The sequence below is a fragment of the Amycolatopsis stemonae genome (genome assembly GCF_054781455.1).
This window is the reverse complement of sequence record NZ_BAAGUJ010000010.1, coordinates 171,238-191,018: the sequence shown is the minus strand read 5'-3', so window position 1 is coordinate 191,018 and position 19,781 is coordinate 171,238. Positions and strand designations below refer to the sequence as shown.

General features: G+C 71.5%; 20 protein-coding genes, 1 pseudogene and 1 riboswitch. Of the genes and pseudogenes, 17 read left to right on the top strand and 4 right to left on the bottom strand.

The features are described 5' to 3' along the window. Positions 1 to 52: 52 nt before the first annotated feature. The 8 genes and pseudogenes from ACYVLJ_RS32730 to ACYVLJ_RS32695 all read left to right on the top strand — a co-directional run bounded on the left by ACYVLJ_RS32730 (position 53) and on the right by ACYVLJ_RS32695 (position 5,730). Positions 53 to 655 (top strand): YceD family protein, encoded by a 603-nt coding sequence (locus tag ACYVLJ_RS32730; RefSeq protein WP_451974940.1) that lies wholly within the window; start codon positions 53 to 55, stop codon positions 653 to 655. Positions 656 to 726: 71 nt separating this feature from the next. Beyond that, positions 727 to 909 (top strand): 50S ribosomal protein L32, encoded by a 183-nt coding sequence (rpmF, locus tag ACYVLJ_RS32725; protein WP_003090635.1) that lies wholly within the window; start codon positions 727 to 729, stop codon positions 907 to 909. Positions 910 to 922: 13 nt separating this feature from the next. Continuing rightward, positions 923 to 1,672, top strand: coding sequence for a ribonuclease III (rnc, locus tag ACYVLJ_RS32720; protein WP_451974938.1), 750 nt, complete (start codon positions 923 to 925; stop codon positions 1,670 to 1,672). Between the two features lie 197 nt (positions 1,673 to 1,869). Then, positions 1,870 to 2,178, top strand: a pseudogene (locus ACYVLJ_RS32715) (choice-of-anchor Q domain-containing protein); the annotation flags it as partial. Between the two features lie 41 nt (positions 2,179 to 2,219). Further along, entirely contained in the window at positions 2,220 to 3,089 is an 870-nt protein-coding gene (gene mutM, locus ACYVLJ_RS32710) for a bifunctional DNA-formamidopyrimidine glycosylase/DNA-(apurinic or apyrimidinic site) lyase (protein WP_451974936.1), read from the top strand. A 58-nt stretch (positions 3,090 to 3,147) separates the two neighbouring features. Continuing rightward, positions 3,148 to 3,582: a helix-turn-helix domain-containing protein gene (locus ACYVLJ_RS32705; protein ID WP_451974934.1), complete on the top strand. Its 435-nt coding sequence runs from the start codon at positions 3,148 to 3,150 to the stop codon at positions 3,580 to 3,582. Between the two features lie 412 nt (positions 3,583 to 3,994). Further along, positions 3,995 to 4,564, top strand: coding sequence for a hypothetical protein (locus tag ACYVLJ_RS32700; protein WP_451974932.1), 570 nt, complete (start codon positions 3,995 to 3,997; stop codon positions 4,562 to 4,564). Next, entirely contained in the window at positions 4,561 to 5,730 is a 1,170-nt protein-coding gene (locus tag ACYVLJ_RS32695) for an MAB_1171c family putative transporter (protein WP_460441564.1), read from the top strand. The genes ACYVLJ_RS32700 and ACYVLJ_RS32695 overlap by 4 nt, the downstream gene beginning before the upstream one ends. 60 nt (positions 5,731 to 5,790) lie before the next feature. Here the strand turns inward: ACYVLJ_RS32695 and ACYVLJ_RS32690 are convergent, their stop codons facing one another. Beyond that, the gene (locus tag ACYVLJ_RS32690; protein WP_460441563.1) at positions 5,791 to 6,693 is read right to left on the bottom strand and encodes an SMP-30/gluconolactonase/LRE family protein; all 903 of its coding nucleotides are present in this window, start codon (positions 6,691 to 6,693) and stop codon (positions 5,791 to 5,793) included. A 129-nt stretch (positions 6,694 to 6,822) separates the two neighbouring features. Between ACYVLJ_RS32690 and ACYVLJ_RS32685 the strand changes: the two genes are divergently transcribed. From ACYVLJ_RS32685 to ACYVLJ_RS32675, 3 genes are all read left to right on the top strand, one after another. Continuing rightward, entirely contained in the window at positions 6,823 to 7,146 is a 324-nt protein-coding gene (locus ACYVLJ_RS32685) for a PadR family transcriptional regulator (protein ID WP_451974926.1), read from the top strand. Next, complete coding sequence (locus ACYVLJ_RS32680; protein WP_460441562.1) at positions 7,143 to 8,369, top strand: HAAS signaling domain-containing protein; 1,227 nt, start codon at positions 7,143 to 7,145, stop codon at positions 8,367 to 8,369. The genes ACYVLJ_RS32685 and ACYVLJ_RS32680 overlap by 4 nt, the downstream gene beginning before the upstream one ends. Positions 8,370 to 8,606: 237 nt before the next feature. Next, on the top strand, positions 8,607 to 9,506 hold the full coding sequence (locus ACYVLJ_RS32675) for an alpha/beta fold hydrolase (RefSeq protein ID WP_451975202.1): 900 nt from the start codon (positions 8,607 to 8,609) through the stop codon (positions 9,504 to 9,506). Between the two features lie 166 nt (positions 9,507 to 9,672). Here the strand turns inward: ACYVLJ_RS32675 and ACYVLJ_RS32670 are convergent, their stop codons facing one another. Further along, a complete protein-coding gene (locus tag ACYVLJ_RS32670) occupies positions 9,673 to 10,197 on the bottom strand; it encodes a YflT domain-containing protein (protein ID WP_451974922.1) in 525 nt (174 codons plus the stop codon). A 230-nt stretch (positions 10,198 to 10,427) separates the two neighbouring features. Between ACYVLJ_RS32670 and ACYVLJ_RS32665 the strand changes: the two genes are divergently transcribed. Genes ACYVLJ_RS32665 through ACYVLJ_RS32650 form a run of 4 tightly spaced genes read left to right on the top strand, consistent with a single transcriptional unit; the run spans position 10,428 to position 14,593 of the window. Beyond that, a complete protein-coding gene (locus ACYVLJ_RS32665; protein ID WP_460441623.1) occupies positions 10,428 to 11,774 on the top strand; it encodes a glutamine synthetase family protein in 1,347 nt (448 codons plus the stop codon). Next, positions 11,755 to 12,465 (top strand): gamma-glutamyl-gamma-aminobutyrate hydrolase family protein, encoded by a 711-nt coding sequence (locus ACYVLJ_RS32660; RefSeq protein WP_451974920.1) that lies wholly within the window; start codon positions 11,755 to 11,757, stop codon positions 12,463 to 12,465. Before ACYVLJ_RS32665 ends, ACYVLJ_RS32660 begins: the two co-directional genes overlap by 20 nt. Further along, entirely contained in the window at positions 12,462 to 13,826 is a 1,365-nt protein-coding gene (locus ACYVLJ_RS32655; protein ID WP_460441561.1) for an aldehyde dehydrogenase family protein, read from the top strand. Before ACYVLJ_RS32660 ends, ACYVLJ_RS32655 begins: the two co-directional genes overlap by 4 nt. Continuing rightward, entirely contained in the window at positions 13,826 to 14,593 is a 768-nt protein-coding gene (locus tag ACYVLJ_RS32650) for a 3-oxoacyl-ACP reductase (protein WP_451974916.1), read from the top strand. Before ACYVLJ_RS32655 ends, ACYVLJ_RS32650 begins: the two co-directional genes overlap by 1 nt. Here ACYVLJ_RS32650 and ACYVLJ_RS32645 read toward each other — a convergent pair. Both ACYVLJ_RS32645 and ACYVLJ_RS32640 read right to left on the bottom strand, forming a co-directional pair. Continuing rightward, positions 14,590 to 14,787 (bottom strand): hypothetical protein, encoded by a 198-nt coding sequence (locus ACYVLJ_RS32645; RefSeq protein WP_451974914.1) that lies wholly within the window; start codon positions 14,785 to 14,787, stop codon positions 14,590 to 14,592. The genes ACYVLJ_RS32650 and ACYVLJ_RS32645 overlap by 4 nt on opposite strands. Positions 14,788 to 14,862: 75 nt before the next feature. Further along, positions 14,863 to 15,243 (bottom strand): hypothetical protein, encoded by a 381-nt coding sequence (locus ACYVLJ_RS32640; RefSeq protein ID WP_460441560.1) that lies wholly within the window; start codon positions 15,241 to 15,243, stop codon positions 14,863 to 14,865. A gap of 104 nt (positions 15,244 to 15,347) precedes the next feature. Here ACYVLJ_RS32640 and ACYVLJ_RS32635 point away from each other — a divergent pair, with 104 nt between their 5' ends. Further along, complete coding sequence (locus ACYVLJ_RS32635; protein WP_460441559.1) at positions 15,348 to 16,640, top strand: helix-turn-helix domain-containing protein; 1,293 nt, start codon at positions 15,348 to 15,350, stop codon at positions 16,638 to 16,640. Positions 16,641 to 16,809: 169 nt separating this feature from the next. Then, positions 16,810 to 16,908: riboswitch (glycine riboswitch) on the top strand. Between the two features lie 40 nt (positions 16,909 to 16,948). Then, positions 16,949 to 19,780, top strand: a complete 2,832-nt coding sequence (gene gcvP, locus ACYVLJ_RS32630) for an aminomethyl-transferring glycine dehydrogenase (RefSeq protein ID WP_460441622.1) — start codon at positions 16,949 to 16,951, stop codon at positions 19,778 to 19,780. Position 19,781: the final 1 nt, after the last annotated feature.

Sequence of the window (19,781 nt, the reverse complement as noted above, 5' to 3'; positions counted from 1 at the left end):
CCGGGAGGGACCAGCTCAAAAGGGGTGGCGACCAGTGCGTACCCTGGAGTGGATGTCCGAGAACAAGACCCCCCAGCTCGACGACCGCAGCCTCTGGGTGTTCGACACCCGTGAGCTCGGCCGTCACGCCGGCCTCAGCCGCGCCGTCCGGCGCAGCGTGCCGGTGGAGACGCCGCTCGGCGTCCCCGACGTCATCACGATCGAGGCCGGCTCGGAGCTGGAACTCGACCTGCTGCTCGAGTCCGTCGTCGAAGGCGTGCTCGTCAGCGGCACCGCGACGGCCGTGGCGAAGGGCGCCTGCGCCCGTTGCCTCGACCCGCTGACCGAAGAGGTCGAGGTCGAGGTCCAGGAGCTGTTCGCCTACCCGGGGTCGGCCACCGAGGAGACCACCGAAGAGGACGAGATCCCCCGGCTGGTGGACGACAAGATCGACCTCGAGCCGATCGTCCGCGACGCCGTCGTGCTCGCCCTGCCACTGGCGCCGCTGTGCACCGAGGACTGCGCCGGGCTGTGCGTCGAGTGCGGCGTCAAGTGGGCCGATCTCGAGCCCGGACACGGGCATGAGAAGATAGACCCTCGGTGGGCCGCACTCGTGGAGCGATTCGACGAGAATGCGGGCGAGAAGCCTGCGCAGGGCCCAGCTGAGCAAGCCTGACGAGCGCCCAGCTCGTTCCGGAGGAAAGTTCGCTCGCCACCGCGAGCAGACCGTCATAAGGAGATCTACTCGTGGCCGTCCCGAAGCGGAAGATGTCGCGATCCAACACGCGCTCCCGCCGCAGCCAGTGGAAGGCGGCTCCGGTGCAGCTGGTGCCCTGCTCCAACCGCGCCTGCAAGCAGCCGAAGCTCCAGCACGTCGCGTGCCCGTCGTGCGGCCAGCACAACGGCCGCCAGGTCGTCGAGCCCGCCTGATCGGGTAGCCGACATGGGGGGCAAGACGCCCGGGGGACCAGCAGCCGATCCGGCACCGTTGCTCGAAGCGCTCGGGGTCACCTTGGACCCCGAGCTGCTCCGGCTTTCGCTGACCCACCGCTCGTACGCGTACGAGAACGGGGGTCTGCCGCCGAACGAGCGGCTCGAGTTCCTCGGTGACGCCGTGCTCGGCCTGGTCGTCACCGACCACCTCTACACCACCCACCCCGACCTGCCCGAAGGTCAGCTCGCGAAGCTCCGCGCCAGCGTGGTCAACATGCACGCACTGGCGCGGGTCGCCCGCGGGCTCGGCGAGGGCGGGCTCGGGGCGCACCTGCTGCTGGGCAAGGGCGAAGAGCTCACCGGCGGCCGGGACAAGGCGAGCATCCTCGCCGACGGCCTCGAGGCCGTCATCGGTGCCGTCTACCTCGCGCACGGCATCGAGATCGCCCGCAAGCTCGTGCACCACCTCTTCGACGGGTTGCTCGCCGAAGCGCCGTTGCGCGGCGCGGGCCTCGACTGGAAGACGAGCCTGCAGGAGCTGACGGCGTCGGCCGGTCTCGGCGTGCCCGAGTACAAGGTCGAAGACACCGGTCCGGACCACCGCAAGGAGTTCACGGCCACGGTGCTCGTCGCCGGCCGTCCCCTCGGGCACGGCACCGGCTCGACGAAGAAGGAAGCCGAGCAGAAGGCCGCCGAGACGGCGTGGCGCTCGCTGTCCGCCGAGCTCGAAGCCGAGAAGAAGGACGACCCGGAGTCCTGATCACCGGGACCGTCGTCGACGGTTTCCCGGACCGCTCAGTGGCGTGTGGCCATCCGCCGCGTTCGTGCTCACCGAGAGGGTGGCGGATGCGTCTTTCCTTCGTTCCCCTGATCGTCGCGGCGCTGGTCGTCGTGCCCGGACATCGTGCTGCGCCACGGCAACCGCAGCACCGTCGAGGGCAACCTGCTCTTCGGGTCGGGGATCCGGTGACGCTGCCGAACGGGTCGACGGTCGAGTACGAGGGCACCATCACGTTCGGTGCCGTGGCGGGCATCCCGTCCCGTTCGGTGGACCCGAAGCTGGTGAAGGACGCGGCCGGGCTCTACCGGCTGGCCGCCGGAAGCCCGGCGATCGACGCCGGCGTGGGTTCGTGCCCGTACGCGGCGAAGGACTTCGACCTGCAGGCCCGCACGGGCCCGTTCGACGTCGGCGCCGACGAGTACCACGCGTTCGGCACGACCCGGGTTCCGTCGACGAAGGCCGACGTCGGACCGGCCGCTCCGTAGGGGTTCCGGAAACTGTCGTACCCGCCGGGCACAATGACCGCATGCCCGAACTCCCCGAGGTCGAAGTCGTCCGCCTGGGCCTCCAGGCGCACGTCGCCGGCCGGACGATCCGCGAGGCGGAGGTCCTGCACCCGCGCGCCATCCGCCGGCACGCGCTGGGCGCGGAGGACTTCACGCAGCGGCTGGCCGGCACGCGCGTCGAGGCGGCGCGGCGCCGCGGCAAGTACCTGTGGCTGGAGCTGTCCGACAAGGAGGCGCTGCTCGCGCACCTGGGGATGAGCGGGCAGATGCTCGTCCAGCCCGAGGGCGCGCCGGACGAGAAGCACCTCCGGGTGCGGCTCCGCTTCGCCGACGACGGCCCCGAGCTGCGGTTCGTCGACCAGCGGACGTTCGGCGGCCTGGCGCTGGACGACCTCCACGACACGGGCGGCGACGTCCTGCTGCCCGACACGATCGCGCACATCGGGCGTGACCCGATGGACCCGGCGTTCGACCTCGACGCGGCGGTCCGGGCGCTGCGGTCCCGGCGCACCGAGATCAAGCGGGCGCTGCTGGACCAGACGCTCGTGTCGGGCATCGGCAACATCTACGCGGACGAAGCGCTGTGGCGCGCGAAGCTGCACTGGGCGCGTCCGACGGAGAAGCTGACGCTCGCGAAGGGACGCGAGCTGCTGTCCGCGGCCTCGGACGTCATGACCGCGGCGCTGGGCGCGGGCGGGACGTCGTTCGACGCGTTGTACGTGAACGTCAACGGGCAGTCGGGGTACTTCGACCGGTCCCTGGACGCGTACGGCCAGGAGGGCCTGCCGTGCCACCGGTGCGGCACGGCGATCCGGCGGGAGCCGTTCATGAACCGGTCGTCGTTCTCGTGTCCACGGTGCCAACCGCGGCCTCGGGCCAACTTGCGTTGATAAATGGTGTTCAGCTTTCAGCTAGGATGAATGTGCCTGGCAGCTGAGGGAGTGCATCGTGGTCAAGGAGCCCGGAAAGTCGACGCTGGCCGACAAGATCGACCGGCTGTTCCACGTGGTCCGCAGGCCCGATCGGGAGCCGTACAGCAACGAAGAGGTCGCGAAGGCCTGCCGCGAGGCGACGGGCGAGAGCTTCTCGACGACCTACCTGTGGCAGCTGCGCACAGGCCGCCGCGACAACCCGACCAAGCGCCACCTGGAGGCCTTGGCCCAGTTCTTCGGCGTGCCCCCGGCGTACTTCTTCGACGACGAGCAGAGCAGGAAGATCGCGGAGGAGCTGGCCCTGCTGGGCGCCCTGCGCGACGCCGGCGTCCGGGACCTGGCCCTGCGAGCGGTGACCCTCTCGGCGGACGGGCTGGACACGATCAGCGACATGATCGACGCAATCGCCAGGAGGGAGGCCGGCCGCGGCGGACCGAAGAGGGAATCCTGAGGTGCGGGCCGCAGCGCGGTCCCTCACGCGCGAGGCGCCTTACGGCCTGGATAGTCTGCGGGGCATCGGGGTGAGTGGATCCCGCCGCGGGTCGCGTTGCGGCGGAGCTGCTGCCGGGTGTGCGGGGCGCCGGATTGCCTGCGGGGTGCGGTCGTGAGCAGTCAAGGGTGCGCCGCGGCGAAGCGACTGTCGAGCGGTGCCGCGAATCGCCGGGAGTGCGCGGCGCGGCGCAGTGCTCTCAGCGGCCGGTCCCGCGCAGCCGGGATGTGCCGCTCCGGGGTTCGGCTCGCCGGACGGGAACCGGCTTTCGCGGCCGGGCGCCGAAAAATGCCCCGGCCGCGCAACCATGCGGGCGGCACCGCGTTGATCCGGCTGGAGCCGTTCGGCCGTGGCGTGGTGAAGGAGGCCTGAGGTGGCGCGACCATCGTGGCGGCGGCGGCCGAGCCGCGCGCTGTGGAAGCGGGCGCGTGAAGTCGCCGATGCCGTCAGCCTGCCCGAGCCCTTCGATGCCCGCGCCTTCGTCGCGAGCCTGGCCGCCGATCGCGGCCGGCCGATCGAGCTCATGCCCGTCAGCGCCCCCGAAGGCGCGCCCTGCGGCCTGCTCATGAGCACCGAACGCGCGGACTACATCCTCTACCCGACCGACACCACCGCCCTGCACCGGCGCCACATCCTGCTCCACGAGGTCGGTCACCTCCTCTGCGGCCACACCGGCCCCGACGGCAGCGCGGACGGCGTCGCGATCGACGCCGCCGCCGGGCGTCAGCTCATGCCCAACCTCTCGCCCGAGCTGGTCCGGCGCGTGCTCGGCCGCACCACCTACACCGAGGTCGAAGAGCGCGAAGCCGAGCTCGTCGCTTCGCTGCTCGCGCAACGCGTCGTGCGCCCCGAAGAGCCGCGCGAACCCGCACCCGACGTCCCAGACGGCGTCCGGCGCTTCGACTCCCTCTTCGGCGGCCGTTCCCGCCGTCGTACGCCGTGATCGAGACGCTGGCCTACTACCTCTGCGTCGTGGGCTTCGCCGGCTTCGGGTACAAGCTCGTCGAAGCGCGGCACAGCCAGCCGGTGCGCACGATGTGGTACCTCGCCGGCTTCGGGATCTGCATCGCCACCGGCATCCTCGTGCTGACGCCGGCGATGACCGCCCTCGTCGGCCCGGGCCCGGTCGCGGAGTGGGTCCTGACCCTGGCCGGTGACGAGCTGAAGCTCGGCGCGATCGGTTTCGCCGTCGCCTTCACGCAATCGGTGTGGCGCGGCGAAGGCGCCCGGCTCGCTCCGCACGCGTTGTTCACCGTCGCGACGATGGCGCTGCTCGCGGTGTGCTTCACGCTTTCCGCGCCGAAACGCGTCGGCGACGACACGGTCTTCTCGGGCAGCGGCCTGCCCTTCGCCCTGGCCGACAAGGCGTTGTTCCTGCTCTACAGCCTGGTCAGCCTCGGCCTGCTGATCGCGATCTTCGCCCGCAGCGCGTGGCAGGCCGAGCCGGGACCGCTGCGCACCGGGCTGTGGCTGCTGGTGGTCGGCGTCGGCGCGGCGGTCGCGTGGACGTTCTGGGACATCGACGACGTCCGCCGGCTGGCGGAGACCGCGCGGATCGGCGCGCGTGAGGACCTCCCGTCGTCGGTCCTGGCCGCGGCGACGATCGGGTTCGTCACGGCCGGCGCGACGCTCAGCGCGTGGTCGCCGGCGGTGTCGTCGGTGCTCGGGCGGGTGCGCGCGTACCGGGCGTACCGCCGCATCGAGCCACTGTGGACGGCGTTGCGCGCGGCGGTCCCGGGCATCGCGCTCGACCCGGGCCGCGAGCTCGCGGGCGGCGCCGAGTTCGCGCTGTACCGCCGGGTGATCGAGATCCGCGACGGTCACCTGGCGCTCCGAGCCCACTTCGACCCGGAGCTCCCACCCCGAGCCGAGGCGGCGGCCCGCAGGGCGGGAGTCCGCGAAGCCGACCTGGCGGCCACGGTCGAGGCGGTGACCCTGGCGGCGGCGATCGAGGCGGGCCGCGCGGGCCGGCGCTTCGAGCGCGGCGAGATGACGGACCCGCTCCCGGACGCGGACGTGACCACGGAGGCGGCATGGCTGGTCCAGGTGAGCCGAGCCTGGCGCCGCGACGCGGTGGTCGAGCGGGTCCGGGCAGGCGTACTCGGTTGACGTGCTGCGATGTGGTGGTCGAGCGGGTCCGAACCGGCGCACTCGGCTGATCCGCACCGGCTAGCGCGGGTAGCGAGCCCCGTTCACCGTGACCCGCAGCGTGTACACCGAGCTGGATGCCGTGATGAACAGTTCGTTCCCCCGGGCGCCGCCGAAGGTGAAGTTCGAGCAGATCTCCGGGATGCGGAGCTTGCCGATCGCCGTTCCGTCCGGCGCGAAACAGTGCAGGCCGTCGTGGGCCGCTGCCCAGACCTGGCCTTCGCTGTCCACGCGGACTCCGTCGAACACGCCCGCGTCGCACGTCGCGAACACCGCGCCGCCCGTCAGTTTGCCCTCCGCGCCCACCTCGAAGACCCGGATGTGGCTCGGCTGCTGCCGGGTGTCCACTATGTACAGCAGGGACTCGTCGGCCGAGAACGCCAGGCCGTTCGGCCGCGAGAAGTCGTCCGCGACGATCCGCACCTCGCCCGACGGGGCGACGCGGTACACGTGGCACGCCCCGATCTCGCTCTCCGCTTTGTACCCCTCGTAGTCACTGTCGATGCCGTAGCTCGGGTCGGTGAACCAGATTGACCCGTCCGAGTGCTCGACGACGTCGTTCGGGCTGTTGAACCGCTTTCCCTCGAACTCCGACGCCAGCACGGTGATCGAGCCGTCGTGCTCCGTGCGCGTCACCCGGCGGCGGCCCTGCTCGCAGCTGATCAGCCGTCCGTGGCGGTCGACGGTGTGCCCGTTCGCGTACTCGGACGGCTGACGGAACACCCCGACCCGGCCGGTCGTCTCGTCCCAGCGCAGTGTGCGGTCGTTCGGGATGTCGCTGAACACCAGGTAACGCCCCGCCGGGAAGTACGCCGGCCCTTCCGTCCAGCGGCAGCCCGTGTACAGGCGTTGCATCCACTCGTCGCCGTTGACGCGCTCGAAGCGCTCGTCGATCACCTGGAAGTCCGTCTTGACCAGATCCATCACTCACCCCTAGCAGCAGGACGCGGTGCTCGGAGCCCGGACAACCCCCGACACGCCCGTTCGGCGGTCTGCCGTGCGCACTACTGTGCAATGCGTGGTACCTTTCCAAGCGTAAGACTGGAGGGTGCAGTGGAGATCAGTCAGCTGCTCAAAGGGGTGCTCGATCTCGCCGTGCTCGCGGTGCTCCGCGAGGAAGACGGCTACGGGTACGACGTCCTGCGAAGACTCAGGAGCGCCGGCCTGGACGAGGTGGGGGACGCGTCGGTGTACGGGACGTTGCGCAGGCTGTACAAGGCCGGCCTGCTCACCTCGTACGTGGTGCCCAGCGAAGAGGGGCCGCACCGCAAGTACTACAGCCTGAACGAACCGGGCAGGCTCCGCCTCGCGGAGTCGGGGAAGACCTGGCAGAGCTTCGCACGGACGATGAACGTGCTTTTGGGAGAGGCAGCATGAGCGACAAGCCGACCGCCGTGCGGGTGTATCTGGCGCGGGTCCGCACCGCGCTCGCCGACCTGCCCGCGAGCGAGATCGAAGAAATCCTCGAGGACGTCCGGCCGCACCTGGCCGAGCTCGAGGCCGAACTGGGGGAGGGCGCCCGCGTCGAGGCCCTGATCGAACGGCTCGGCACCCCGGAGAGCTACGCGGCCGAGCTGCGCGCGTCCGGCGGGTACCCGCCACCGGCCGAAGGGGCCACGCAGGTGCTCGCCACCGCCACGAAGACGCCGAGCCTCGCGAAGCCGCGGGTCGCGTTCTGGGGCCTGGCGCTCTGCGCGGTGGCGCTCGCGCTGTTCGCGTTCGGCTCGGCCGTCAGCCTCCGACCCGAGGTGCTCCTGGGTGCCGTGCTCTTCCTGCCGGTGTTCCTCGTCAGCCTGTTCCTGCTGCTGCGGGGCGGCGTCGAGCCGGTGCAGGCGCTGCCGGAGGTGGGGTGGCTGCGGCGGACGCTGGCCAAGGGGCGCGAGCAGGAGGACTCCGGGAAGGCGCTGAGCTACCTGGCTTCGCTGAAGCCGGCGTGGTGGATCGTCTGCGCCGTCGTGCTGATCGCCTTCGGGCTGCTGCTCATGCTGCGCTCGCGCGGCGCCGTGCTGCTGCTGCCGTTCCTGCTCGTCGCGGGCGGCGCGGCGGTGTGGGCGGGCCCGCGGCTGCGCGGCGACCGGCGGCTGCTGTGGGTGGCCGTGCCGATCTCGGCGTTCGTCATCGGCGGCATCCTGGGCGGGTTCGGCGCCGCGGTCGACCTGATCTCGCACCGGAACTCGTACTCGAGCTCGCCGTCGTACTACCCGTCGTCGTCCGACCGGTACGGCAACGACCAGCTGACGTACGGCGGCCACGAGGTCGAGAACGTCTACGCCTTCGACGCCGAGGGCAAGCCGCTGACCGAGGTCTACCTCTACGACGAGGCGGGCAGGCCGCTCACGCTGACCCGCTACGGCTGCGAACGCTCCAGCGGCACCAAGGAGAAGATCGGCGCGGACAACCGGTTCCCGCGGCCGCAGGTCGAGCAGGGCGTCACCGACGACCAGGGCAACTACAACGGCTACAACGGGTACCGCTCGGCGTGCCGCGAGAACGGGGGCGTCCCGTTCAGCGCGGCGATCCCGAAGGTGACGGCGCCGCCGGCGACCAGCACCACCCCGCCGTCGCCGTCCTCGACGACACCGGCGCCGCCGACCAGGTGAAAGCCACCAGGAGCGGAGGTCGGGGCCGCTCCTGACGCGACGAAGGCCGCCTCCGGAAACCGTCCGGGGGCGGTCTTCGGTCTTCCGGCGCGCGGGGTGTTCACCCGATCCCAACGTGCGCGAAACGCCCCGCGAACGCGAGCGTGCTGAGCTGGGCCCGTGCCACTCACGGAGTCCGGGGCGGACCCCCTCGCCCCGCGCACACGGGTCGTCCACGGGTACGAGCGCGCCTACCGGATGGCCGGGAGCGGGCCCGCCCTGCTGTTCCTGCACGGCATCGGCGACGACTCGGCGACGTGGCTGGAGCTGCTGGCGTCGCTCGCGGCCGACCACACCGTGATCGCGCCCGACCTGCTCGGCCACGGCGCGTCGGCCAAGCCGCGCGCGGACTACTCCGTCGCGGCCTACGCGTGCGGCATGCGCGACCTGCTGACCACGCTCGACGTCGACCGGGTGACCGTGATCGGGCACTCGCTCGGCGGCGGCGTCGCGATGCAGTTCGCCTACCAGTTCCCGGAACGCTGTGAACGGCTGGTGCTGGTCGGCTCGGGTGGCGTCGGGGCGAGCGTGCACCCGCTGCTGAGGCTGGCCGCCGCGCCGGGCGCGGGACTCGTGCTGCCCCTGCTGGGCGCGGCGCCCGCGCGGCCGGTGCTGCGCGGGTTCGCCGAACTGCTGCGGATCTCCGCGGGACTGGACGCGGACCTCGAGTACGTGCTCACCCGCTACGCCCGGCTGGTCGAGCCGAGCACGCGTTCGGCGTTCCTGCGGACCCTGCGGTCGGTCGTCGACTGGCGTGGCCAGGTGGTCAACATGCTGGACCGCTGCTACCTGACCGAGGGGATCCCGACCCTGCTCGTGTGGGGGACCGACGATCGGGTGGTGCCGAGCGGCCACGCCCTGCGCGCCCACCGGGCGATGCCGGGCAGCAGGCTGGTGCTCTTCGAGGGAGCGGGCCACTTCCCGCACCGGTCCGACCCGGAGCGGTTCCTGGAAATCCTGCGCGAGTTCCTGGCCGAGACACCACCGGCCCGCTACGACCGCGGCCGGTGGGGCGACCTGCTGCGCGCGGGCCGGGCGCCCCAGCTGCCGGACCCGGCGGAACTGCCGGACGTGCCGGCGGTGTCGTCGGGGACTTGAGGGGTGCCCGGTGGTGGGGGCTGGGGCTGAGGTGTGCGCGGGGAGCTGGGGGCGTGCTCGCGCTGTGGTCGGGTGAGGGGTGCCCGGTAGGGGAGGCTGCGAGCTGAGGCGTGCCCAGGCACGACGAAGGCCACCTCCCGGGGGAGGTGGCCTTCGGGTCTCGGCGTCAGTGGCCGAACGCGCTGCGCGCCGCGAGGTCCGCCAGGAGGGCGCGGCCCTTCTCGGCGTTGCGGGGCTGGGACAGGACGTCGTACCGGCGCGCGACCAGCTGGCTCTGGGAGACGAACCCGCGCTTGTTGCGGCTGGCCGCGTAGCCCAGTGCGCCGAAGAGCAGGTTGAACCCGAGCCCGGCGACCAGGCCGATCACGATCGGGACGAGGCCGGCGCCCGGGTTCAGCAGGCTCAGCACCAGGCCGAGGAACAAGCCGAACATCGCACCGGACGTCGCCGCGCTGCCGAGGACGCGGCCCCAGGACATCTTGCCCGCGATGCGCTCCACGAGCATCGGCTCGACGCCCACGATCGTGACGTCGGTGACCGGGAAGTCCGCGCCCGCGAGGTGGTCGACCGCGCGCTGCGCCTGCTCGTAGGACTCGTACGAACCGATCGGCCAGCCGGTGGGCAGGGTGGGCAACTGGGGCCGCGCCTGCTGCTGTCCGAGCGTGCTCTGCTGCGTGAATGCTGTGGTCATCGATCTCACCTCTCCTGCCCCGTTCAACGTGGGAGTACCCCGGATTCCTCCCGGTCGAGCGGAATTCACAGACTCTTCTCAGCCGGGCAAACGGGGCATACCGGCCGTCCATCCAATGGTTCAGCAAAATACCTTTGTTCCGGTTGACCGCGCGGGCGCCACCGGGTAGGAAGGACCCGCAAAGGATTCGCATCAAACCTTTGGGGCGGCTGATGGCACGCAGACGAGGCATGCTCACGCTCGACGAACTCCGGTCGCGCGTGGAAGCGGGCACGATCGACACGGTGCTCGTCGCGATCACGGACATGCAGGGCAGGCTGCAGGGCAAGCGCTGCTCGGCGGAGTACTTCCTGGACGAAGTGGTCGGGCACGCGACCGAGGCGTGCAACTACCTCCTGGCCGTGGACGTCGACATGAACACCGTCGACGGCTACGCGCTCTCCTCGTGGGAGAGCGGGTACGGCGACTTCGTGCTGCGCCCGGACCTCGACACGCTGCGGGAGATCCCGTGGCACGAGGGCACCGCGCTGGTCCTGGCCGACGTCGAGCGCGTGCAGGGCGGCCCGGTCTCGGTGTCGCCGCGCCAGATCCTGCGCCGTCAGCTCGACCGGCTCGCCGAGCGCGGCCTCGCCGCCTACGTCGGGACCGAACTCGAGTTCATCGTGTTCGACGACACCTACGAGGCCGCCTGGGACAAGCGCTACCACGGCCTCAAGCCGGCCAACCAGTACAACGTGGACTACTCGATGCTCGGCACCGCGCGGCTCGAGCCGCTGCTGCGCCGCATCCGCAACGAGATGTCCGGCGCCGGCCTGTACCCCGAGTCGGCCAAGGGCGAGTGCAACCCCGGCCAGCAGGAGATCGCCTTCCGCTACACCGACGCGCTGTCGACCTGCGACAACCACAGCGTCTACAAGAACGGCGCCAAGGAGATCGCCTCGCAGGAGGGCAAGAGCCTCACCTTCATGGCGAAGTACAACGAGCGCGAGGGCAACTCCTGCCACATCCACATCAGCCTGCGCTCCACCGAGGGGCGCGCGGTGCTCGCGGGCGACCACGACCACGGCTTCTCGACGCTGATGGAGCAGTTCCTCGCCGGCCAGCTCGCCGGGCTGCACGAGCTGACCTACTTCTTCGCGCCGAACGTCAACTCCTACAAGCGGTTCGTGCCCGGCAGCTTCGCGCCGACCGCGATCGCGTGGGGCACCGACAACCGGACGTGCGCGCTGCGCGTGGTCGGGCACGGCGAGTCGCTGCGCGTGGAGAACCGCGTGCCCGGTGGCGACGTCAACCCGTACCTGGCCGTCGCCGCGCTGATCGCCGCCGGGCTGCACGGCATCGAGAACGAGCTGGAGCTGGAAGAACCCTTCGCCGGCAACGCGTACAACTCCGACCGGGGCACCGTGCCGACCACCTTGCCCGAGGCGGCCGCGGCGCTGGCCGGCAGCGAGCTGGCGCGGGAGGCGTTCGGCGACGACGTCGTCGACCACTACCTGAACGCGGCCAAGATCGAGATCGACGCCTACAACGCCGCCGTCACCGATTGGGAGCTCGTCCGTGGCTTCGAGCGCCTCTAAACCGGTCATCGGCCTCACCAGCTACCTCGAACCCGCGAAGTTCCTGGTCTGGGAGACCGAAGCCGTGCTGCTGCACCGGGTGTACGTCGACTGCGTCGTCGCGGCCGGCGGCATCCCGGTGCTGCTGCCGCCGGTGTCGGCCGAGCACGACCGGCTCGTGTCCACAGTGGACGGCCTGGTGCTGACCGGCGGCGCCGACGTCGAGCCCGAGCGCTACGGCCGGGAGGCGCACCCCGCGACCTACACCCGGCCGGACCGGGACGCCTTCGAGTTCGGCCTGTTCGAAGCGGCCCGGCGCGCCGGAAAGCCGGTGCTCGGCGTGTGCCGGGGCCTGCAGGTGATGAGCGTCGCCCTCGGCGGCTCGCTGGTCCAGCACCTGCCGGAGGCGACGGGGGCCACCGAGCACCAGCCCGCGCCCGCGACGTTCGGCCGCGGCACGGTCACGCTCGCCGAGGGCAGCCGGGCGGCGGCGATCCTCGGCCCGGAAACCAAGACCCTGTGCTACCACCACCAGGCGATCGACCGGCTCGGCGCCGGCCTGGACCCGGTGGGCTGGGCGGCCGACGGCACGATCGAGGCCGCCGAAGTGCCCGGCGAGTTCACCCTGGGCGTGCAGTGGCACCCCGAGCAGGACAGCGACGACGTGCGGCTGTTCCAGGCCCTGGTCGAAGCGAGCAAGGAGAAGCGATGACGACGTTCGACGTCCGGAACCCCGCCACCGAGGAGGTGGTGCGGACCGTCCCGCTGACGAGCGCGGAGGAGACCGACGCGGCGATCGCCCGCGCGCAGGCGGCGTTCCCGGCCTGGCGCGACGTCACGCCCGGCGACCGCGCGCGGCTGCTGCGGCGCTTCGCCGACGCCGTCGAGGCCGACATCGAGCACCTCGCGCGGCTCGAGGTCGAGAACTCCGGCCACACCATCGGCAACGCCCGCTGGGAGGCGGGCAACGTCCGCGACGTCCTCAACTACTACTCCGCCGCGCCGGAACGCCTGATCGGCAAGCAGATCCCGGTACCGGGCGGGGTCAACGTCACGTTCCAGGAGCCGCTGGGCGTGGTCGGCGTGATCGTGCCGTGGAACTTCCCGATGCCGATCGCCGGCTGGGGCTTCGCGCCCGCGCTCGCCGCCGGCAACACCGTCGTCCTCAAGCCCGCCGAGCTGACGCCGCTGACCGCCGTCCGGCTCGGCGAACTCGCCCGTGCGGCGGGCATCCCCGAGGACGTCTTCCAGGTGCTGCCCGGCAAGGGATCCGTGGTCGGCCAGCGGTTCGTCGACCACCCGGGCGTGCGCAAGGTCGTCTTCACCGGCTCCACCGAGGTCGGCAAGCAGATCATGGCCGGCTGCGCGGCGCAGGTGAAGCGCGTGACGCTGGAGCTGGGCGGCAAGAACGCGAACATCGTCTTCGCCGACTCCGACCTGGAGAAGGCCGCGGCGACCGCGCCCTACGGCGTCTTCGACAACGCGGGGCAGGACTGCTGCGCGCGGTCGCTGATCCTGGTGCAGGCGAGCGCGTACGACCGGTTCATGGAGCTCCTGGAGCCCGCGGTGCACGGCGTCGTCGTCGGCGACCCCGGCGACGAGAAGACCGAGATGGGGCCGCTGATCTCGGCCGGGCACCGGGAAAAGGTGGCGTCCTACGTGCCGGACGACGCGCCGGTCGCGTTCCGCGGCAGCGCGCCCGCCGGGCCCGGCTACTGGTTCCCGCCGACCGTCCTGACCCCGCCCGACCTGCGGCACCCGGCCGTGGCGGAGGAGGTGTTCGGCCCGGTCGTCGCGGTCGTGCCGTTCGACGGGGAAGCCGACGCGATCCGGATGGCCAACGCGACCGAGTACGGCCTGTCCGGGTCGATCTGGACCCGCGACGCCGGTCGCGCGTTCCGCGTGGCGCGCGGCGTCGAAGCCGGCAACCTGTCGGTCAACTCGCACTCTTCGGTGCGCTACTGGACGCCGTTCGGCGGGTTCAAGCAGTCCGGCCTCGGCCGCGAGCTGGGCCCCGACGCCGCGGCGGCGTTCACCGAAACCAAGAACGTCTTTCTCAGCACGGAGGAGTAATGGTCCAGCGTTTCGAAGGCCGCGTCGCGGTGATCACCGGCGGCGCGAGCGGCATCGGCCTCGCGTCGGCCCGGCGCCTGGCGAGCGAAGGCGCGAAGGTCGTCATCGGCGACCTGACGCCGGATTCGGGCAAGGCCGCGGCCGACGAGGTCGGCGGCGCGTTCATCCAGACCGACGTCACCGACGCCGAGCAGGTCGAGAACCTGTTCCACAGCACGGTGGAGCAGTTCGGCTCGGTCGACGTCGCGTTCAACAACGCGGGGATCTCACCGCCCGAGGACGACTCCATCCTGACCACCGGCATCGAGGCGTGGGAGAAGGTCCAGCGCGTCAACCTGACGTCGGTGTACCACTGCTGCAAGGCCGTCCTGCCGCACATGCAGCGCCAGGGCCGCGGCTCGATCATCAACACGGCGTCGTTCGTCGCGGTGATGGGCGCGGCGACGTCGCAGATTTCGTACACGGCGTCCAAGGGCGGCGTGCTGGCGATGAGCCGCGAGCTGGGCGTGCAGTTCGCGCGGGAGAACATCCGCGTCAACGCACTGTGCCCGGGCCCGGTGAACACGCCGCTGCTCAAGGAGCTGTTCGCGAAGGACCCGGAACGCGCCGCGCGGCGCCTGGTGCACGTGCCGGTGGGTCGCTTCGCCGAGCCGGAGGAGATCGCGGCGGCGGTGGCGTTCCTGGCGAGCGACGACGCCAGCTTCATCACGGCGTCCCAGTTCCTGGTCGACGGCGGCATCTCGGGCGCCTACGTCACCCCGATCTAACGTTTGGTCGGTTTCTTGACGCCGTACACCTCCCGGAGGTAGGTCCAGGCGGCGTTGAGCTTCTTGCGCTCCTCGGAGACGAGCCGTTCGCGCCGCCGCAGCACGCGAACGGCGATCTCCGAGGCGAGAAAGGCGCCGGCGGCGAAGGTGAGCACGCCGACGATGAGCGTCAGGGCGATGATGGTGGTGGTCATGCTCACCAGCGTCGACGCCGAATGGGCGATTCGTCCCTGCGCAAAGCTAGCGGGTTTCGTCAGCTTCGTGCGGGCCTATTTGCGAGAGCAGACGTTCCGCTCCATCGACGCGACCAGCATGTCGGCCTTCGCCTTGTCGCCCACCGATACGGCGGTGTACCCGACGACCTCGCTTCGCGGCATGTGGGCGAGGTTGTCGCACGCGATGTCCGTGGACCGCTTCGAGCTGGGCAGGAGCTCCTGCACCTGGTCCGCCGAGGCCACGGTGCCGGGAAAGATGATCGACACCGTGTCGCGGACCACCGCTTCGTAGTCCGGCTCGCTCCTGGCGGGACCGGAGCTCCGGTCCACGGCCAGTGCGATCGACACCGCGATGACGACCACCGCGGCGACACTTACGAGCGCGAGACCGGCGACCACGAGTCGGCGTCGGGGGGCGCGGGGTTCCGTCGTCATAGCCGGTCTCCTTCCGCGGACGGGACTGGTGTCGCGCCATCGGGGGCCGGTGTTGCGTCGGCTGCTCGATCGTTACGAGCCAGGAGCTGCGTTAGCTTTGTGAGGTGACGCACTGGCGCGCCGACGAGTGGGCGGAAGCGGTCCGGACGGGCATCCGCGCGAAAGGCCTCTCCCTCGACGAGGCCGCCCGGCGGATCGGCGTCCCGACGTCGACGCTGCGCAGCTGGATCGAGCACCGGCACGCGCCGAAGGTGACCGTTTTCGATCACTGGGCTCAGCTCGCCGAAGTCACCGGGCTCGGCGAGGCCGACCTCCTGCGCGTTGCCGGGGTGCTGCCCGACTCCCTCGCCAGTCCGGTGCACGTCGCGCACGCCGCGAAAGCCCTTCGGGAGGGCATCGACCGGGCCGGGCAGTTCCTGCGGCAGGCCACCGCGCTCGTCTACTCCTCGCCCGGCACCCAGGTGGCCAACGCCATCGCCGCGTCGCCGGTCGACTGGGAGATGCGGATCCGGTCCGCCACCCGCGGGGACGAGGTCCGCGTCACCTACCACCACTACGTCGGGATCGTGCCGCCGCGGGACTTCCCGCACGACGACGCCGAGGTGCGGCGGATCCTCGAGCACGACATCCTCGGCGAGCTGTGGCGGCCGCTCGGGCTGTACTGGCGGGTCGCCGAGGTGCACGACTGGCACGAGCCGCCGCGGCTGGTCATCCAGGTGCCCGAGCAGGAGGCGACGCGCCCGCCTGCGCCGTCGCCGGTGGTCTCCGCGCCGCCCGTGGTGGTGCTGTCGCCGATCTGGGGCTACGGCGAACTGCTCGCGTCGCTGGTCGCCGACGGCCTCGGGTTCGGCAACGTCGACTTCCGCTACTTCGGCCTCCCGGACGCGATGGCCGACCGCGTCCGGATCACCGCCCGCGAGCTGGCCGGGCCCGCGCCGCGGCTGGTGCACTCGGTGCCGCCGATCATGCTGCTGCACGGCCTGGCCGTGCCGGACCTGACCGGCCGGCTCCCGGTCGTCGTCCGCTACGGCCCCCGCATGCGCGAGCGGGCAGCGCGGATTTACCGCGAGCCGCTGCTCGAAGCCGGGTTTTCCGACCCCGAGGAGGGCGCGAAGGCGATCGAGGACGCGATCTCGGTGCCGCCGGGCTGCGAGTACTTCGAGGTGACGCTCGCCGACGAGGACGTCTTCGACGGCGACCACCCCTCGCTCGACCGGCTCAACGACGCGGTGGCGTGGCTCGCCGAGCAGATCGTCGAGCAGGTGCTGCTCGGCGCCGGGCACCCGCCGGTGCCGCTGGGCGGGCCGCTGAAACGCCTGGTCCTGCCCTCGGGGCGGGTGCGGCGCCCGCCCGCGCTGGCCGGGAGCGTCGTGCGTCGAGCCGCGCTCGAAAACTGATGTGGCGTTGCCCGGGTGAAGTAGACGGACCTCGAACGGGCCGGGTACCGTAACCGCCACAACTGCAGATCGGGCCGTAGAGCCGGGGCGGGAGAGTCCTCACGACGTCAGTGGGGCACCGAAGGAGCAAACTCCCCAGAATCTCTCAGGTACCTGTTACCGCTTCGCGCGAGGCCACTCTGGAAAGCAGGCGCACCCGCGCCTCACCCAAGGTGAAAGCCGTGTCTCCCACGGTGAAACTCTCAGGTGCCATGACAGAGGGGGAGTTCCCAGCGCACCGCTGTGTGCCCAGGCCCGAGGAGCTCCCCATCACCTCAACGCAGTTCGACGCCCGCCACATCGGCCCGTCCGAGGCCGAACGCGCGAAGATGCTGGCCGAGTGCGGCTACGGCAGCCTGGACGCCCTCGTCGGCGCCGCCGTGCCGAGCGCCATCCGCGCGACGAAGGAACTCACCCTTCCGCCCGCCGCGTCCGAAGAGGACGCCACCGCGGAGCTGCGCGCCCTCGCCGCGCGCAACCGGCCGATGACGCAGATGATCGGCCTCGGCTACTCCGACACCGTCACCCCGGGCGTGATCCGCCGCAACGTCCTCGAGAACCCGGCCTGGTACACGGCGTACACGCCCTACCAGCCGGAGATCTCCCAGGGCCGGCTCGAAGCCCTCCTCAACTTCCAGACGATGGTCGCCGACCTGACCGGTCTGGCCACCGCGAACGCCTCGCTGCTGGACGAGTCGACCGCCGTCGCCGAGGCCGTCACGCTGATGCGCCGCGCGTCCAAGTCGAAGTCGAACAAGGTCGTCCTCGACGCCGAGTGCCTGCCGCAGACCATCGCGGTCGTCCGGACCCGCGTCGAGGCCCTCGGCATCGAGGTCGAGGTCCGCGACCTGCTCACCGGCCTGCCGGACGAGTTCTTCGGCGTCGTCGTCCAGTACCCCGGCGCGTCCGGCGTGCTGCGCGGCCGCGGCTTCTACCACGCGATTTCCGAGTCGGCGAAGGCCGCGGGCGCGCTGTTCACCGTCGCCGCCGACCTCCTCGCGCTCACCCTGATCACCTCACCCGGCGAGTTCGGCGCCGACGTCGCCGCGGGCTCGACGCAGCGCTTCGGCGTCCCGCTCGGCTACGGCGGCCCGCACGCCGGGTACATGTCCGTCCGCGCCGGGCTCGAGCGCTCGCTGCCCGGGCGCCTGGTCGGGGTCTCGGTCGACGCCGACGGCAATCCGGCTTACCGGCTGGCGCTGCAGACCCGTGAGCAGCACATCCGCCGCGAGAAGGCGACCTCCAACATCTGCACGGCGCAGGTGCTCCCGGCCGTGCTGGCCGCGATGTACGCGGTCTACCACGGCCCGGACGGCCTGAAGAAGATCGCCCAGCGCGTCCACGGCCTGGCCGCGGGCTTCGCCGAGGCGCTGCGCAAGACCGGCGTCGAGGTCGTCCACGAGTCGTTCTTCGACACGGTCGTCGCGCGCGTCCCGGGGCAGGCCGCCGAGGTCCACGCGGCCGCCCGCGAGGCCGGGATCAACCTCGGCCACGTCGACGCCGACCACGTCCGCGTCGCGTTCGACGAGGTCAGCACCCCCGCGATCACGGCGAAGGTCCTGCGCGCGTTCGGCGTCGAGGAAGAGGCCCAGGACAGCGTCGCGCTGCCGAACGGCCTGGCCCGCGAGAGCGGCTTCATGGGCCACGAGGTCTTCGGCACCCACCGCTCCGAGACGGCGATGCTGCGCTACCTGCGCAAGCTGTCCGACCTCGACTACGCGCTCGACCGCGGCATGATCCCGCTCGGCTCCTGCACGATGAAGCTCAACGCCACCACCGAGATGGAGCCGATCAGCTGGCGCGAGTTCGCCGGCATCCACCCGTTCGCCCCGGCCGAGGACGCCGAGGGCTACCACGTCCTCGTCGAGCAGCTCGCCGGCTGGCTGGCCGAGGTCACCGGCTACGACAAGGTGTCGCTCCAGCCGAACGCGGGCAGCCAGGGCGAGCTGGCCGGGCTCCTCGCGATCCGCGCGTACCACCGCGCGAACGGCGACGAAGCCCGGGACGTCTGCCTGATCCCGTCGTCGGCGCACGGCACCAACGCGGCTTCCGCGGTGCTCGCCGGGATGCGCGTGGTCGTCGTGAAGTGCACCGATGAGGGCAACGTCGACCTCGCCGACCTGCGGTCCAAGGTGGACACCCACCGCGACACCCTCGCCGCGATCATGGTCACCTACCCGTCCACGCACGGTGTCTACGAGCACTCGATCGACGAGCTGGCCAAGATCGTCCACGACGGCGGCGGCCAGGTGTACGTCGACGGCGCGAACCTCAACGCCCTGCTGGGCCTGGCCAAGCCGGGCGAGTTCGGCGGCGACGTCTCGCACCTGAACCTGCACAAGACCTTCTGCATCCCGCACGGCGGTGGCGGCCCGGGCGTCGGCCCGGTCGCGGTGCGCGCGCACCTCGCGCCGTACCTGCCGAACCACCCGCTGCTCGACGCCGCCGGTCCCGGGACCGGCGTCGGCCCGATCAGCGGCGCGCCGTACGGCTCGGCGTCGATCCTGCCGATCTCCTGGGCCTACGTCCGGATGATGGGCGCGCCCGGCCTGACCGCCGCGACGAAGGTCGCCGTGCTGGCCGCGAACTACGTCGCCTCGCGCCTGGCCCCGCACTACCCCGTGCTCTACACCGGCCAGGACGGCCTGGTCGCGCACGAGTGCATCCTCGACCTGCGCCAGCTCACCAAGGAAACCGGCGTGACGGTCGACGACGTCGCGAAGCGGCTCATCGACTACGGCTTCCACGCGCCGACCATGTCGTTCCCGGTCGCGGGCACGCTGATGGTCGAGCCGACCGAGTCCGAGGACCTCGGCGAGATCGACCGGTTCATCGCCGCGATGATCGCCATCCGCGCCGAGATCGACGAGGTCGCTTCCGGCAAGTGGAGTGCGGAGGACTCGCCGCTGCGGGGAGCCCCGCACACCGCGGAGACGCTGGTCGGGGAGTGGGACAAGGCCTACGACCGCGAGCTGGCCGTGTACCCGGCCGGGGTGTCGCGCAAGCACAAGTACTGGCCGCCGGTCCGCCGCATCGACGGCGCCCGCGGCGACCGCAACCTCGTCTGCTCCTGCCCGCCCCTCAACGCTTACGAAGGCTGAC

What these genes read in the sequence shown, in the direction of transcription:
- ACYVLJ_RS32730 (WP_451974940.1), top strand. Translation starts at nt 53, where the DNA reads ATGTCCGAGAACAAGACCCCCCAGCTCGACGACCGCAGCCTCTGGGTG.
- rnc (WP_451974938.1), top strand. Translation starts at nt 923, where the DNA reads ATGGGGGGCAAGACGCCCGGGGGACCAGCAGCCGATCCGGCACCGTTG.
- mutM (WP_451974936.1), top strand. Translation starts at nt 2,220, where the DNA reads ATGCCCGAACTCCCCGAGGTCGAAGTCGTCCGCCTGGGCCTCCAGGCG.
- ACYVLJ_RS32690 (WP_460441563.1), bottom strand. Translation starts at nt 6,693, where the DNA reads ATGGATCTGGTCAAGACGGACTTCCAGGTGATCGACGAGCGCTTCGAG.
- ACYVLJ_RS32680 (WP_460441562.1), top strand. Translation starts at nt 7,143, where the DNA reads ATGAGCGACAAGCCGACCGCCGTGCGGGTGTATCTGGCGCGGGTCCGC.
- ACYVLJ_RS32675 (WP_451975202.1), top strand. Translation starts at nt 8,607, where the DNA reads ATGGCCGGGAGCGGGCCCGCCCTGCTGTTCCTGCACGGCATCGGCGAC.
- ACYVLJ_RS32670 (WP_451974922.1), bottom strand. Translation starts at nt 10,197, where the DNA reads ATGACCACAGCATTCACGCAGCAGAGCACGCTCGGACAGCAGCAGGCG.
- ACYVLJ_RS32665 (WP_460441623.1), top strand. Translation starts at nt 10,428, where the DNA reads ATGCTCACGCTCGACGAACTCCGGTCGCGCGTGGAAGCGGGCACGATC.
- ACYVLJ_RS32655 (WP_460441561.1), top strand. Translation starts at nt 12,462, where the DNA reads ATGACGACGTTCGACGTCCGGAACCCCGCCACCGAGGAGGTGGTGCGG.
- ACYVLJ_RS32650 (WP_451974916.1), top strand. Translation starts at nt 13,826, where the DNA reads ATGGTCCAGCGTTTCGAAGGCCGCGTCGCGGTGATCACCGGCGGCGCG.
- ACYVLJ_RS32645 (WP_451974914.1), bottom strand. Translation starts at nt 14,787, where the DNA reads ATGACCACCACCATCATCGCCCTGACGCTCATCGTCGGCGTGCTCACC.
- ACYVLJ_RS32640 (WP_460441560.1), bottom strand. Translation starts at nt 15,243, where the DNA reads ATGACGACGGAACCCCGCGCCCCCCGACGCCGACTCGTGGTCGCCGGT.